This is a genomic window from Oleidesulfovibrio alaskensis DSM 16109, from assembly GCF_000482745.1.
Classification (GTDB): domain Bacteria; phylum Desulfobacterota; class Desulfovibrionia; order Desulfovibrionales; family Desulfovibrionaceae; genus Oleidesulfovibrio; species Oleidesulfovibrio alaskensis.
The window spans coordinates 226148-240399 of record NZ_AXWQ01000005.1 but is presented as its reverse complement, the minus strand read 5'-3'; the positions used below and the strand labels follow the sequence as shown (position 1 = coordinate 240399).

General features: G+C 57.1%; 15 protein-coding genes. 10 read left to right on the top strand and 5 right to left on the bottom strand.

Going from position 1 to position 14252, the window contains the following annotated elements; genetic code table 11:
• The first annotated feature begins 10 nt into the window (after window positions 1-10).
• From H586_RS18070 to cbiB, 7 genes are all read left to right on the top strand, one after another.
• A complete protein-coding gene (locus H586_RS18070) occupies window positions 11-325 on the top strand; it encodes a hypothetical protein (protein ID WP_011367484.1) in 315 nt (104 codons plus the stop codon).
• A 142-nt stretch (window positions 326-467) separates the two neighbouring features.
• A complete protein-coding gene (locus H586_RS0103885; RefSeq protein ID WP_011367485.1) occupies window positions 468-848 on the top strand; it encodes a response regulator in 381 nt (126 codons plus the stop codon).
• A gap of 8 nt (window positions 849-856) precedes the next feature.
• Window positions 857-2479, top strand: a complete 1623-nt coding sequence (locus H586_RS0103880) for a response regulator (RefSeq protein WP_148204124.1) — start codon at window positions 857-859, stop codon at window positions 2477-2479.
• A gap of 311 nt (window positions 2480-2790) precedes the next feature.
• Window positions 2791-3705: an OmpP1/FadL family transporter gene (locus tag H586_RS18065; RefSeq protein WP_051363850.1), complete on the top strand. Its 915-nt coding sequence runs from the start codon at window positions 2791-2793 to the stop codon at window positions 3703-3705.
• Window positions 3705-4013 carry an OmpP1/FadL family transporter gene (locus H586_RS21115; RefSeq protein WP_051363849.1) on the top strand — a complete coding sequence of 103 codons (309 nt, stop codon included), beginning with the start codon at window positions 3705-3707 and terminating at the stop codon, window positions 4011-4013. Before H586_RS18065 ends, H586_RS21115 begins: the two co-directional genes overlap by 1 nt.
• 118 nt (window positions 4014-4131) lie before the next feature.
• Complete coding sequence (locus tag H586_RS0103870; RefSeq protein ID WP_027181408.1) at window positions 4132-4590, top strand: tRNA (cytidine(34)-2'-O)-methyltransferase; 459 nt, start codon at window positions 4132-4134, stop codon at window positions 4588-4590.
• Between the two features lie 98 nt (window positions 4591-4688).
• On the top strand, window positions 4689-5642 hold the full coding sequence (cbiB, locus tag H586_RS0103865; protein ID WP_027181407.1) for an adenosylcobinamide-phosphate synthase CbiB: 954 nt from the start codon (window positions 4689-4691) through the stop codon (window positions 5640-5642).
• Between the two features lie 63 nt (window positions 5643-5705).
• On the opposite strand, the gene H586_RS0103860 is transcribed toward cbiB, so the two are convergent.
• The gene (locus H586_RS0103860) at window positions 5706-6881 is read right to left on the bottom strand and encodes a BaiN/RdsA family NAD(P)/FAD-dependent oxidoreductase (protein ID WP_027181406.1); all 1176 of its coding nucleotides are present in this window, start codon (window positions 6879-6881) and stop codon (window positions 5706-5708) included.
• Between the two features lie 81 nt (window positions 6882-6962).
• Between H586_RS0103860 and H586_RS0103855 the strand changes: the two genes are divergently transcribed.
• Window positions 6963-7943, top strand: coding sequence for a YheT family hydrolase (locus H586_RS0103855; RefSeq protein WP_027181405.1), 981 nt, complete (start codon window positions 6963-6965; stop codon window positions 7941-7943).
• 10 nt (window positions 7944-7953) lie between these two features.
• Here the strand turns inward: H586_RS0103855 and H586_RS0103850 are convergent, their stop codons facing one another.
• The 3 genes from H586_RS0103850 to H586_RS0103840 all read right to left on the bottom strand — a co-directional run bounded on the left by H586_RS0103850 (window position 7954) and on the right by H586_RS0103840 (window position 12358).
• A complete protein-coding gene (locus H586_RS0103850; protein ID WP_027181404.1) occupies window positions 7954-8307 on the bottom strand; it encodes a hypothetical protein in 354 nt (117 codons plus the stop codon).
• A gap of 162 nt (window positions 8308-8469) precedes the next feature.
• A complete protein-coding gene (typA, locus tag H586_RS0103845; protein ID WP_027181403.1) occupies window positions 8470-10314 on the bottom strand; it encodes a translational GTPase TypA in 1845 nt (614 codons plus the stop codon).
• Window positions 10315-10468: 154 nt separating this feature from the next.
• Complete coding sequence (locus H586_RS0103840; RefSeq protein ID WP_027181402.1) at window positions 10469-12358, bottom strand: FapA family protein; 1890 nt, start codon at window positions 12356-12358, stop codon at window positions 10469-10471.
• 155 nt (window positions 12359-12513) lie between these two features.
• On the opposite strand from H586_RS0103840, the gene H586_RS0103835 reads away from it, so the two are divergent.
• Complete coding sequence (locus tag H586_RS0103835; protein WP_011367494.1) at window positions 12514-12768, top strand: DUF6899 family protein; 255 nt, start codon at window positions 12514-12516, stop codon at window positions 12766-12768.
• Window positions 12769-12779: 11 nt separating this feature from the next.
• A complete protein-coding gene (locus tag H586_RS0103830; RefSeq protein WP_011367495.1) occupies window positions 12780-13220 on the top strand; it encodes a hypothetical protein in 441 nt (146 codons plus the stop codon).
• Window positions 13221-13325: 105 nt separating this feature from the next.
• Here the strand turns inward: H586_RS0103830 and H586_RS0103820 are convergent, their stop codons facing one another.
• Window positions 13326-14156 (bottom strand): purine-nucleoside phosphorylase, encoded by an 831-nt coding sequence (locus H586_RS0103820; protein WP_027181401.1) that lies wholly within the window; start codon window positions 14154-14156, stop codon window positions 13326-13328.
• Window positions 14157-14252: the final 96 nt, after the last annotated feature.

Below are 14252 nucleotides of genomic sequence, written 5' to 3'. Positions count from 1 at the left end.
GAGTTCCGCTGTGATCTGTAGCGTAAAAATATGTTCCGGCTGCCCGTTTTATCAGCGTGGTGAGATTTCTTACTGTCGTGCCGACGCCCTGCAGCCGCGTGCCGTTGACGGGCAGCCCGAAAGCAGACCCGAGTGGTGTCCGCTTGATGCCGGTCCGGTGGCTGTGGACGACAGGGAATGTGCGCAGTGTCCTTTTCATCAGCAACAGGATAAAAGACGCTGCGCCGTGGCTACTCCGCGTCTGCGTCCCATGGCCGACGACGAGGTCCGTCCCTCGTGGTGTGTGCTGCGCAGAGAGCGGTTTATAATCCGTCTCGGCCGTTAGCGGCCTTCCAACCGTTGCATACCTGCCTGTAGTTGGCTACTATCAGATATCGTAAATGGGGTATTTCGCGGGACGCACTTAACCAAACCGCCGGCACTGGCGGCTATGCCTGTGTCTGTGCGGCCGAATTACCGGAGCCTTCATGTCTTACGAGTCTGTCACCGTTCTTGTCGTTGATGACGAAGAGATGGTGCGTGAAAATCTGGAGGCCTACCTTGAGGACGAAGGCTTTAAGGTGGCTACTGCCGGAAGCGGCGAAGAAGCTCTGGAACTGCTGGCTTCTGTCTCTCCGCATGTGGGCATCATAGACATGCGGCTGCCGGGCATGAGCGGCAACGACTTCATTATCAAAGCCCATGCCGTCAATCCTGCGTTACGGTACCTCATCCATACCGGTTCTACCAACTACAAGCTGCCGGTAGAGGTGATGAATGTCGGTGTAACCCATGAAGATATCTATATAAAGCCTTTGCAGAATATGGATATGCTGGTACGGGGCATTGATCGCCTGCTGGCAAAATGAGACACAGGATGGCTGAGTGTGCTCTTCCCCGCGTGCTGGCTATAGATGACGAGTCTTCCGTCCGGCAGAGTCTGGCGATTTTTTTTGAAGACTGCGGTTACGAGGTGCTGGAGGCGTCTGACGGCTATGAAGGCATTGAAACCGCTCTGCGTGAACGGCCCGATGTCATTCTGGTAGATTTGCGCATGCCCGGCATTGACGGCATAGAGGTGCTGCGCAGGCTTTCTTCCGAACTTCCCGATACTCCCGCCATTGCCGTTTCCGGCGTGGGCGTGCTTGAACAGGCTCTTGAAGCCATGCGCAGCGGCGCGTGGGATTTCATTTCCAAGCCTGTCGAAGATTTTGAAGTGCTCAGAAAGGCCGTGGAATCCGCCCGCGAACGGGCGGACCGCAAACGCCGCAAGCGGGGCTACCACCAGCATCTTGAACGGGAGGTGGCGGCAAGAACCCGGGAACTGGCCATGGCCAAGGAAGAGGCGGAACTGGCCAGCAGGGCCAAGTCGCAGTTTCTTGCCAACATGAGCCACGAACTGCGTACACCGCTTAACGGGATAATCGGGCTTACCGATCTGCTGCTGTGCGCCCCCGCCGGCGGCGACCACCGTGAATATCTTGAAATGGTAAAGCAGGCGGGTCAGGAACTGCTGACCATTGTCAATAATCTTCTGGATATGTCCAGCATTGAGGCCTGCCGTCTGGTGCTGCGCGAAACGCCTTTTTCGCTGCGCGAAAGCGTGGGCGAGGTCAAGCGCATTCTCGAAATTCAGGCCAGATGGAAAAACCTCGATTTTGCAGTGTTTTTTGATGACGGGATTCCCGATCTGTTTGTGGGTGATGCAGGCAGGCTGAAGCAGATACTGAGCAATCTGCTGGTCAACGCCATAAAGTATACCGATAAAGGGGGCGTATCGCTGCGCGTCTCTTCTGCACCGTGCACTGCCGGTGATACAGTCAGGTTATGCTTTTATGTGCAGGATACCGGAGTGGGGATTGATCCGGAAAAGCGCGAGACCATATTTGAGCCGTTTGTTCTCGGCGAAAGTTTTATGACCAAAAAGAGCGGCGGAGCAGGGCTGGGGCTGGCTATTTCGCGCGAACTGGCCCGTAAAATGGGGGGGGATGTGCACGCGTCACGCTGCGCCGAAGGCGGCAGCCTGTTTGAGTGCATCGTCGAGCTGCGTAAATGTGAAGAAGAAGCGCCTGTGGCAGCCGAAAAAACATGTCCGCTTGCGAGAACGTCCAAGCCGCTGCGTATTCTGCTGGCGGAGGACGATATAATAAACCGTAAACTTGCCGTGTTCTTTTTTGAAAAAATGGGTCATGCCGTAAGGGCTGTGGGCACCGGTATAGAAGTGCTGCAGGCGCTTGCGCAGGAACCTTTTGATCTGATTCTCATGGATATCCAGATGCCGGATATGGACGGTGTGGAGGCTACCCGCGCCATCCGCAGCGCGCAGGGCGGCAGAATCAGATCTGATATCCCCATCATTGCCATGACGGCCCATGCCATGAAGGGCGACAAAGAGCGTTTTCTTACTGCCGGTATGGACGGATATGTTTCAAAGCCGGTGGACTTTCCTGCGCTGATGCAGCGCATTGAAGCTCTTTCGCAGCAGCAATCGAAGCTGTAGTGCAATTTTTTGAACCTTTCCTCAGGCCGCCATATCATACGTATTTTGTTTGAATATCTTACATTTGTTTTACCTTCAGGTGTCTTTTCTGCGCCGGGCCATGCCGCGCAGAGGTTGCCTTTTGCGGTTTTCTTACGTAAATCCCCACGGATGTATTGAGGAACGGGCGCACGGTTGCGTTGTGCTTTTGTACAACGCGCGAGGGATAATACCGTTGCGCTTTTTGCTGCCGCGCGAGGGGAATCGCGGGGAGAGTGCTTTTGTGCGCTTTTTTCGTGCATTCCAGCGGCGTTACTCTGTAAGGGGGAAAAATGAAGCGACATTTTCTCACTGCTGCTCTCGGCCTGTGTCTGCTGCTGGCCGGAGCGCAATCGGTCATGGCTGCCGGTTTTGCTCTGTACGAATGGAGTGCCCGCGGTAACGCTCTGGGCGGCACCCTTGTGGGACGTGCCGACGATGCTTCTGCCGTTGCGTTCAACCCGGCCGGTATCACACAGATTGACGGCACCCAGATTCAGGTCGGCTTCAGCGCCATCAGCCCTATGGCCGATCTGGTCTACAACGGGCAGAGCACCAAAGGCGCCGACAACACATGGCTGCCTCCGCATGCCTACATTGCTCATAAACTCAATGACGACTGGGCCATAGGTCTTGGCGTGTACAGCCGTTTCGGGCTGGGCACGGAATATGAAAAAGCCAGATGGCCCGGTGCCGCCAATATTTATTACGCTGCCATAGAAACTGTCTCGTTTGCTCCGGTGCTTTCGTATCGTCTTACAGACACCATCTCCATCGGCGGCGGCATTGAATTTGTCCATGTGGGGCTGGATATGCGCAAGCATGTCGGCAGCCCTGCCGGTCCCGACGGCAGACTGGATGCCTCCGGTGACGGTGTGGGCTTCAACTTTGGTGTGCACTGGAAGCCTAACGACCAGTGGCGTGTGGGCCTCAGCTACAAAAGCCAGGTGGAAATCGGTGCTTCCGGCACCCAGAAGTTCAACCCTGCCATACCGGGCGTGCTGCCTGCCAAGACCGGCGTCAGCGGCACTGTTGTACTGCCTGACATGATAGCGGCCGGTGTTACCTATTACCCCATGCCCAACCTCAGCATTGAAGTTGGCGCTATGCTGACCCGCTGGAGCACCTACAACGAGTTCGCGCTGGAATTCGATGATCCTGTGGCCTTTTCCACTGAAAAGGTTGATGAAAAAACTGGGACGACGTGATGCGTTACAGTGTGGGTGTTGAATACGGCATTACCGACTGGCTTGACCTGCGCGCGGGCTATGTCTTTGACGAATCCCCGCTTGATCCCAAATACGCGGACTACATTGTTCCCGGTAACGACCGTCACCTGTTCAATCTGGGTGCGGGCTTCAAGTGGAACAGCTGGACTGCGGACGTTTCGTACACGTATCTGTGGATGAAAGGCCGTTCCTATGCCGACAGCGTTGCCGACGGCGTGGTGCAGAACAGCTATTCCAAGGACAGCTATGCCCATATTTACGGCCTGACCATCGGATATACATTCTAGCTCCGGTGTGCGCGGGCTGTAGCCGCCGGTGCGTACCCTTGCAGCACCTGCGGTACCGGCTTGATTCTCCTGCCGGTTCAGGTATGACCTGAACCGGCTTTTTTTATGAGGAGCGTATATGCATATAGTTCTTTTTCAGCCGGAAATTCCGCCCAATACGGGAAACGTTGCGCGGTTGTGCGCGGCCACGCGGACCAGTCTGCATCTTATCGAACCACTGGGGTTCAGTGTGGATGACAAACATGTACGTCGGGCCGGTCTGGATTACTGGCCGCAGGTGGACCTGACCGTGTGGCCGGGCTGGTATGCCTTTATGCGCGAGGTGGGCAGCAGAGTCCGTCTTGTGATGACCAGTGCACGCGGCGGCACAGCTGTGCAGGATTTCCGGTTCAACAAAAATGATGCGCTGGTGTTCGGGCCGGAAAGCAGAGGGCTGCCTGCCCATATGTTGGACGGAAGCGGACATGTTGTGCGTATTCCCATATGGGGTGAAGTACGCAGCCTTAATATGTCGACAGCGGCGGGTATCGTATTGTATCAGGCACTTGCGGCTTCCGGTGAACTGGCTGGCAGATAACGGAAGCCTGCGGCGCGGCATGGGACATGCCGCTTTGATGTGGTTATGCACACATGCTGTGCCTGATGTGATGCGGGAAAAGAAGAGAGGCTGGCGTTATGGACTGGTGGTTGATGTTGGTTCCTTTTGTGGCGGTACTGCTGGATATGCTGGCGGGCGACCCCGCCTGTCTGCCGCATCCGGTACGGGCGGTGGGCAGACTGGCCGACATGGTGGAACGGCGCGTGCGCGGGTACGGCAGTTCGGTGCGTATGGGCGCGCTGGCGGCCGGACTGGTGGTGCTGCCTGTGGCTGTGGTTGTCTGGGGGCTGTGCGCACTGCCTGTGGCCGGAGCATTGGCCACGTTGTATTTTGCCTATGCCGGACTTGCACTGGGCAGCCTGCTGAAAGAAGGTGAGGCCGCTCTTGCTGCAGTGCAGCACGGCACACTGGAAGAGGCCCGGCATGCCGTGGGCATGCTGGTAAGCCGCGATACTTCTGCCATGAACCGTGATGAACTGTACCGTTCTCTTGCCGAGTCGGTAAGCGAGAACAGCAATGATGGTTTTGTGGCACCTTTCTTTTATCTGGTTCTAGGGGGCCCTGTGGTGCTGTGGGTGTACAAGGCTGTCAGCACGCTGGATTCCATGTGGGGCTACAGGACAGGACGCTGGGCCAGTTTCGGCTGTGCAGCGGCACGCCTTGATGATGTTCTGGCGTACGTTCCGGCGCGTATCACCGCGTTTTTCATGCTGGCGGCAGCCCGGCTGATGCTGGTTCCCACCGCGTTTGACCTGCGCGGAACATGGCGCAGGGCTGCATCTGATGCCGGACTTATGGACAGCCCCAATGCCGGCTGGCCCATGGCCATGGCCGCGTGGCTTCTTTCCCGCCGTATGGGCGGACCTGCTGTCTATGACGGGGTGACGGTGAACAAACCGCTGCTCGGGCCTGTCACCGGCGTGTGGCGGGCTGAGGACATCCGCATGCTGCTGCGGCTTGTCCGCCTTTCCTGTGTGCTGGGGGCGTGGGTTCTCTGGTTGCTTGCGCTGTGGCTGCATGCCGCGTTGTAGTTCTGGATTGCCGCCGAGGTGTCCGGCAGAAAACATCCCGCCAGCAGGCCGCGTTCATTCGCGTCAGGATTTCTGCTCTTTCAGCGCTGTTCCTGCTGCATGGCCGGACGCCCAGGCCCATTGCAGATTGTAGCCGCCCAGATGGCCAGTAACGTCCAGTATCTCACCTGTGAAGTACAGGCCGGAGACCAGCGTGCTTTCCATCGTCTTTGAAGATACATGGGCCGTATCCACACCGCCGCAGGCGGCTTCTGCCTTGCGCATGCCCTCGGTGCGTTCGGGGACGACTGTATGCCGGTGGACGCGCGTGGCGATGTCTTCAATGACAGGCGCACTGAGTTCAGCAATGTTTCTGTGGCGCAACGGCTCGTCCAGCAGACTTGTGACCAGCCTTTCCGGCAGCAGCCTGCACAGCAGGTTGCCTGTTTTGCCTTTGCCGCCTCTGCGCAGCAGCGCCGCCGTGTCTTCGTGCGGCAGAAAATTGATGCAGACCGGCTGGCGTGGCTTCCAGTAGGAAGATGCCTGCAGGGTTACAGGTCCGCTGATTCCTTTGTGTGTAAAAAGGAGCGGTTCTGTGAATGTTTTTCCGCCGCATGTGACGGCGGCGGGCAGCGATATGCCGCTGAGGCCATGCAGCGGCCAGTGTGCGGGCATGACAAGAGGAACCAGCGCGGGACGCACGGGAACAATGCGGTGTCCGAAGCGTGCCGCAATTCTGTGGCCTGTGTCGTCTGCCCCTGTCTGCGGCCATGCCGGGCTGCCCGTGGCCAGCACAAGCGCTTTTGACCGGTACAGGCCGCGGCTGGTCACAACATGGAAATATCCGTCTTTCCGGCCGGCTTCTGTCACTTTTGTGCCGGTATGCAGGTTGCAGCCTGATTCTTTGCAGCGCTGCATAAGCATGGCTGTGACATCGGCGGCACTCCGCAGGCAGAAAAGCCGTCCTTCTTCCCGTTCTTCGTAGGGTATGCCCCATTCCGCAAACGCCGATATGGTGTCCCATTGCGACCAGCGGGCCAGTGCTGATTTGCAGAAGTGCTTGTTTTCGCAGATGTAGTTTGCAGGTGTGACTTCCATATTGGTGAAGTTGCACTTGCCGCCGCCCGAAACGAGAATTTTACGGGCGGGCTTTTCTTCGCCTTCAATAAGCGTTACGGAATGTCCGCCGGAGGCGGCCCGGGCTGCACAGGTCAGACCTGAGGCTCCGGCTCCTATAATAAGTATATCTGTTGTTATCATAACTGGCTGGTCCGTGGCGTTGCAGGAACGCTGCACTATCGTGTTCCGCGCTTTTTGTCACGCGCCGCCCTGCGAGAAAAAATGCCTGTTTTACCCGTTTCTTCATACAAGGGCAGCGGCCCGCTGGCAAACGGCCATGTTCAGACCATGTTTCCGGTACTGTTCCGTCCTATGCCGGTGGTGGAGTATCGTCGTCAAAGACTGGAAACGCCGGACGGTGATTTTCTGGATGTGGATTTTTCTTCTGCCGCAGCAGCTGCGCAGTCTGAAAGCATTGCCGTGATCTCTCACGGACTGGAAGGTCATTCCCGCCGGCGCTATGTGCAGGGGATGGCACGGGTGCTAAATGCCCGGGGCTGGGATGCCGCAGCGTGGAATTTCCGCGGGTGCAGCGGCCAGCCCAACAGGTTGCCCCGCATGTACCATAGCGGTGATACGCAGGATCTGCATACCGTAGTGACAGCATGCGCACAAAAAGGCTACCGCCGTATTCTGCTTGCCGGAGTGAGTATGGGCGGTAATCAGATTCTGAAATATCTTGGTGAAGATCCGGACCGTGTCGACAGCAGGGTATGCGGGGCTGTTGTTTTTTCTGTACCGTGCGATCTGGTTGGGGCGGCTCAGGTGCTGGGCAGACCGCAGAACAGCGTATACATGCGGTACTTTCTGCGCACGCTGCGGCAAAAAATCAAAGCCAAGCACGCCATGTATCCGGATACGATTCAGATGGACGGGCTGGATTCCATACGTACCTTTGCGGAATTTGACGACCGGTATACCGCGCCGCTGCACGGTTTTTCCGGTGCCCTTGATTACTGGACAAAAAGTTCGTGCAGGCAGTTTCTTTCTTCTGTCAGGGTGCCCGCGTTGCTTGTCAACGCGCTGAACGACCCTTTTCTTTCCGCTTCCTGCTATCCGTACCGCGAAGCCCGGCAAAGCGGCAGCCTGTTTTTTGAAACTACTGTGACCGGAGGTCATGTGGGGTTTGTCCAGTTTAACCGGCAGAACATCTACTGGTCCGAAGAGCGTCTGCTGTCCTTTATGGATGAACAGGGGCTGTAATGCCTGTGTGTCAGTTCAGTACCGGACATCCGGCATCTGCCCCGGCCAGCAGGGCATCCTCGTCCAGCCTGCGCGATTTTCCCACAAGGGTGGTGCAGCGTGTGGCCGATTCTGCCAGCGTGTTCATTATATCCTGATACCGCGCATGGTCCGGCCCGGTGAGGTGCTGCGCAAATCCGTACCTGCCCAGCATGTTAAGCAGCTGCAGAGAAGCTGCGCCCATGCGCTGATATTCTTCAATCATCGCCTGCCGCAGCGGCATGTGCAGCAGATCTTCGGTGCGTCTGTCGCCAAGCGCCTGACGCACGCGGGCAAGCAGTTCGGCCTGTTCGGCAGCGGAGAGCGGCGGGGTTTTTCCGGACATGGTTTATCCTTTGGCTGTTTTTTTATGCTGCAGCCAAAGCAAAATACAGGCCGGAAGCTTTAAGGTGTTGTTTTTATAAGAATATGTTGCCAGCGCTGACGGCCAGAGCCAAAAAAACGGCGCGGCAGGATATGCATCCGCCGCGCCGTGTTCTTTGGCCGGTTATTTTTTCAGCAACGAGGCTTTTTTCTTGGCCCCCTGAGCGGCGTGCCGCTTTTGTGCCGAGAGTTCCGCCTTGCGGATTCTGATGGATACGGGGGTGACTTCGACCAGTTCGTCATCACGCACAAAGTGCAGTGCCTGTTCCAGCGTCATGGGTTTGACGGGAGTAAGCACCACGTTTTCATCTTTGCCGGAAGCACGCATGTTGGTCAGTTTCTTTTCTTTGGTGGGGTTCACATCGATGTCGTTATCGCGGTTGTGTTCACCCACAACCATGCCTTCATAGCACGGTTCGCCCGCACCCACAAAAAGACGGCCGCGCGGTTCCAGGTTGTACAGACCGTAGGCAACAGTGGTGCCCGCACGGTCGGCCACAATGGAACCGGTATAGCGGGTGGGAAAATCGCCGCGGTGCGGTTCGTATCCGTCAAGATACGAGTTCATGATGCCGGTACCCTTGGTGTCCGTGAGAAATTCATCACGGTAGCCGATGAGCCCGCGCGAAGGAATGCTGAATTCCATACGCACACGGCCGGTGCCGTTGTTGATCAGGTTGACCATGCGGCCTTTACGGGTGGAAAGTTTTTCGGTGACAACGCCCATAAAGGGTTCGTCGCAGTCCACCCACAGGCGTTCAATGGGTTCCACCAGTGTGTTGCCGTCTTTTTTGAAGATAACTTCCGGACGGCCCACATTGAGTTCAAATCCTTCACGGCGCATGGTTTCGATGAGTATGGCCATCTGGAATTCGCCGCGGCCTTTCACAAGGTAGCTGTCCTTGTCGTCGGTTTCTTCCACGCGGATGGCCACGTTGCGCAGCATTTCCTTGAAGAGCCGCTCGCCGATTTTACGGGACTGGACAATTTTTCCTTCGCGGCCGGCAAGGGGCGAGCTGTTGATGGAAAAACGCATGGCCACCGTCGGCTCGTCCACGTGAATACGCTTGAGCTTGCGGGGGGCGGCTTTGGTGCAGATGGTGTCGCCTATGGTCACGTCTTCAATACCGGCCAGCACCAGAATGTCGCCGGCTTCGGCAGACTGCACTTCGCTGAGCGAAAGCCCGTCGTACACCTGCAGCTTGGTGGCACGCAGGGTCTGGTTTTCCTTTTCACCCACGCAGAGCATTTCTTCTTTGGCCTGAGCCGTTCCGTGTATGATGCGGCCCACAGCCAGTCTGCCCAGATAGTCGGAGTAGGCAAGGTCGGAAACAAGCATCTGGAAGGGTTCTTCGGGATTGTGCGCCGGGCCGGGAATGACCTCGAGGATGGTTTCAAAAAGCGGGGCGAGATCCTGCCGCGGATCCTGCGGGTCGCGCATGGCCACGCCGTCCCGGCCGATGGCGTACAGCACCGGAAATTCTATCTGCTCTTCGCTGGCGTCAAGATCGATGAACAGGTCGTACACTTCGTTGAGCACTTCTTCCACGCGGGCGTCTTTACGGTCGATCTTGTTAATGACCACGATGACTTTGAGTCCCGCCTCCAGCGTTTTTTTGAGCACAAAGCGGGTCTGGGGCAGGGGGCCTTCAGAAGCATCGACCAGCAGGATGGCACCTGTGGCCATGGAAAGAGACCTCTCCACCTCGCCGCCGAAGTCGGCGTGACCGGGGGTGTCGATTATGTTGATCTTTGTGCCCTTCCAGTTCACGGCGCAGTTTTTGGCTGCAATGGTAATGCCGCGTTCACGTTCAAGATCCATGCTGTCCATTATGCGATCCTGAACTTCCTGATCGGAGCGGAACAGTCCGGCCTGACGGAACATGGCGTCGACCATGGTTGTTTTACCGTGGTCAACGTGGGCAATGATAGCTACGTTACGCAGCTTTTCGTTTACGATTGTGGTCACTGTTATATCCTTGGCAGGTAAGCAAAAAAAGAAACGCCTTTCGATGGCTGGCGCATATCGTTTCCGGATTGCGACAGAATCGGAGAGGCGGAAAATTGGTGAACAGGGTTGAATAGCCTTGTTTTTGCCCAAAGGCAAGTGTTATATTCGCAGTCTACAGCGACGCTATGACTATTTCTCCGGCCTGCGGGTCAAAGTATATCTGACTGTAGGGTACAGGGTCGGTGATGCACAGGGTCAGCCCGCCGGCTTTGATGCTGGTGCCGGGGTAAAGCGTCTTCAGCACCTTGAGCCTGGGTTTGGGGGCGTTGAGCAGCCGTTCCTTTTCCTGTTTTTCCTCTTCATCCAGTGCCCGCAGCTCTTCCTGCGCGGCAATGCGCGTCTTGATGACAGATGCCACGGCGGGGCGTTTTTCCGGCGGGGTCTGTTCGAGCAGGGTACGCAGATCCCGTTGACCGAGGCCCGCGTCAATGCGCTCTATAAGGCTGTTCAGTTCTTTGCGCCGGGCGCTGCGGGTATTGTCTTTGGGTTGGGGTTCCGTGCCCAGAATAATGGTGGTGAGCACACCCAGATCAGACCCGACTTCATTTGCCAGAATGTTTTTTACCGCGTGCACTTCGCCGCCGACTATTTTGCCGCGCCCTTTGACAGCTTCAACGCTGCCTGCGGCAAAGACGGTGCAGTTCGACAGCTCGTGCGCTATTATAATGTCCGCCCCTGATTCCAGCCGGGCACCTTTGGCAAAGGTCGCCGATATGGTGCCGCCCGCTTTGATGAACCCTGTACGGTCCATCAGAATTCCCGCGCCTATTTCCACATCGCCGCCGCATTCTATTTCCGCGTTTTCCACTATGTCGTCCACGCGCACATGGCGCGGTGCGCTTACGCGGAATCCGGCCAGCACGGCACCGCGGATATGGGCGGAACCTTTTTCCAGACTGATATTACCCACGCTCATATTCAGATCGCCGCGGGTCTGAAACACTTCGCTTACGGACAGGCTGTTGTTTTTGTATATGACCATGCCTTCGATGGCGGCGGCAAACTCGCTGCCTTCCAGCGCGTCCACATGTTCGCCCGTCTGCAGCAGAAAAACAGCGCCGTCGTGTGCGGGAATAAGCTTGCCGAAAACATCTTTGCCGGGGCGTCCTCTGGTGGGGGCGTGCAGTTTGCCCAGCTTTGTGCCGCTGGTTACGGCTTTGATCATTCCGCGTGCACGGAAGTCTATGCTTCCGTCAGCCGCTTCTATGCCGATGCTGGACCGTTCGTCCTTGATGTAAAGCTCAAACCAGCCGTCTTTACCGCTTTGGGGCTGCACGCCGCGGCTTAGCGGAACGTTCGGAATTTCTGCATTGCTTTTTTGTGCGTTTTTAAGTGCGGCCTGCAGCACGGCCGTTTCAAGCGGCTGGGTGATGTCTTCCGCCTTCAGCGCGCTTTCCATCTGCAGGGGGGTGACTTCCCGCCCTTTGAAATCCCTGGCGAACACACTGCCCATGGCTACCATGGCGTCGGGGGTCACGGCTATGAGCGGCCGCATGTGTATGCGGTTTCTGGTGATGCCGATAATGCCGTAGCGCGAAGCGCGCACCTGCAGTGTCGTCGTGTCCAGATGACAGCCGCAATCTTCGGCAAAACTAATTTCCTGCCCTTTCTCGGGGCCTTCAGATTTGACTACGGTGCCGTTGACCCCTTTGCCCGGGACTGCGCTGCGTGCGGGCGTGATGGTGCCTATGACGTCGCCGGGAAAGACAGGCATGCGGAAATCGCCCGCAGGCTGCAGTGCTGCGTCTTTGGCGGGTTCCGGCAGGGTGCCTCGGGCTACTGTTATGCCGCGCGGGTCTTCCCCTTTTTTCAGCACCGTGTTTATCTTGGTCAGCACGCCCACGAGCGGGGGCGTGATGACGCCCGCCTGCCGTAGTGCGTCATTGAGGCCCGAAGAAGAAATCAGCGCACCGCCTTCCTGCGCCGCAGACCAGTCGGAAATGACGGCCGAAAGGCCGTCTTCGGATATGGCTATGGATATGCTTGCGTTTCGCATGCTCATGGTGTGATATGTCCGGTGTCTTGCGGCAGGTAGCGATAAAAGTTACTTGTGTGAATTATAAGGCGATTCCAGATACACTATGTATAGACGAAGGCCGCACGCAACGCAAATCCGCGGATGCGGAGGCGGGCTGCGGCTGTGTAAAAGGAGACTCCATGCCGTATATACCTGAGAACCGTAGAGAATTCTTTGATAATCTTTTGCGGCAATGTGCGGGGCATGTGCAGAACGAAGGCGAGCTGAACTATTGTTTTTATAAGCTGGCAACGCTGCTTATTGAAAAGACAGGTGAAAGCTACGCGAACCTGAGCATGTGTTCCAGTGCCATGGAGCACGCAAAGCTTGAGTGGTACAGGAAACGGCTGGCGCCGTATGAAGACCGTAAAATAGCCGAACATGGCGATATCTGACAGGGGGATGTATGAAGGATTCCGGTGGTAAACGCGAAGATGGCTGTGCTGAAGAGCAGGGCTGCACCACAACGGCGCAGGGACCCGGAAGTGCGGCAGGAAGGTGGTCTTTTGTCTTGTCCGTTCTGGCGGTCGTCGTGTCTTCGGTGTTTGCGTTCGGCTTGTCCGGCAATATTTCCGGAGTGAACAGCCACCTGTCGGCAGAGGCGGAAACGGTTCAGGCTCTGGAAAAGAAGATAGCGGGCCTTGAGCAGCTTGTCAGAAAAGATGATGCGGCAAAGCTGGTGCGCGACGAGTTGAATAACGCCGTGCTGGCAGATGTGCTGCACAGGCTTGAAGGGCTTGTGCAGCGCGTCGATGATCCGGCGCTTGTGCAGAAAATCAATGACGCAGCGGCCCTCCTGCGCGAGGTGCAGGGCGCCGCCGCGCCGGACGGTTCTCTGGACGGCTAGCGAGCGGGCTGTTGTCTGCCCGCATTTTTGCTGACAAAAAATGCTCCGGCACCGGTGCAGATGCACCGGTGCCGGAGCTTCCGTTTTTCATAAAACGCGTGTCTGTCAGACAGGCAGGTCGGCGGTAACCGCGGCAATGAGCTTTGCCAGCCTGTTTCCGGCAAGACTGGCCACGCGGATGACTTCCTCCAGAGGAGCCTCCTGCATGCAGTCCGGCAGGTTTTTGTTGGTCAGGCATGAAACGCCCAGCACTTTCAGACCCATGTGGCGGGCGGCGATAACTTCGAGCACGGTGGACATGCCCACGGCATCCGCTCCTGCCGCTTTGTACATGCGGGTCTCCGCGGGGGTTTCCATCTGCGGGCCGCGCACTCCGGCGTAGACGCCGCGTTCCAGACGGATGCCCAGCTCCGAAGCCTTTTGCATGGCTGCACAGATAAGTTGTGCGTCGTAGGGGGCACTCATGTCAGGAAAGCGCGGTCCCCACAGGTCATTGTTCGGGCCGGTCAGCGGGCTTTGTCCCGTAAAATTTATGTGGTCGGTTATGGCCATGAGATCACCCGCGGACCATGCGGGATTCAGAGCGCCTGCCGCGTTGGTGATTATCAGGGTGTCAGCTCCGCATGCGGCCATGGTGCGCACACCGGTGCATACGTCACCTGCTGAATAGCCTTCATACAGGTGGCAGCGGCCCTGCTGGAGCAGCACGGGGGTGCTGCCGATGCTGCCGGCTATGAATCTGCCCTGATGCGAAGCGACTGTGGAACGCGGAAAATCGGGAATCTCACCGTAATCAATCACGGTATGAATGCTGACGGCATCAACCAGTCCGCCAAGGCCGGTGCCCAGAACGATTCCAACTTTGGGGTCGGGGTGCCCTGATAACTTTTTTTTCAGAAATTCCGAAGCGTTCTGTACTTTTTTCGGGTTTTGCATAACTCTCCAGAATATTGTATTGATTGAGTGTAGAAAAGGGACGCGATCATACTTCTGCGATCGGTTCATGGATGGCCTGTGCCTTCATGGCCGGTC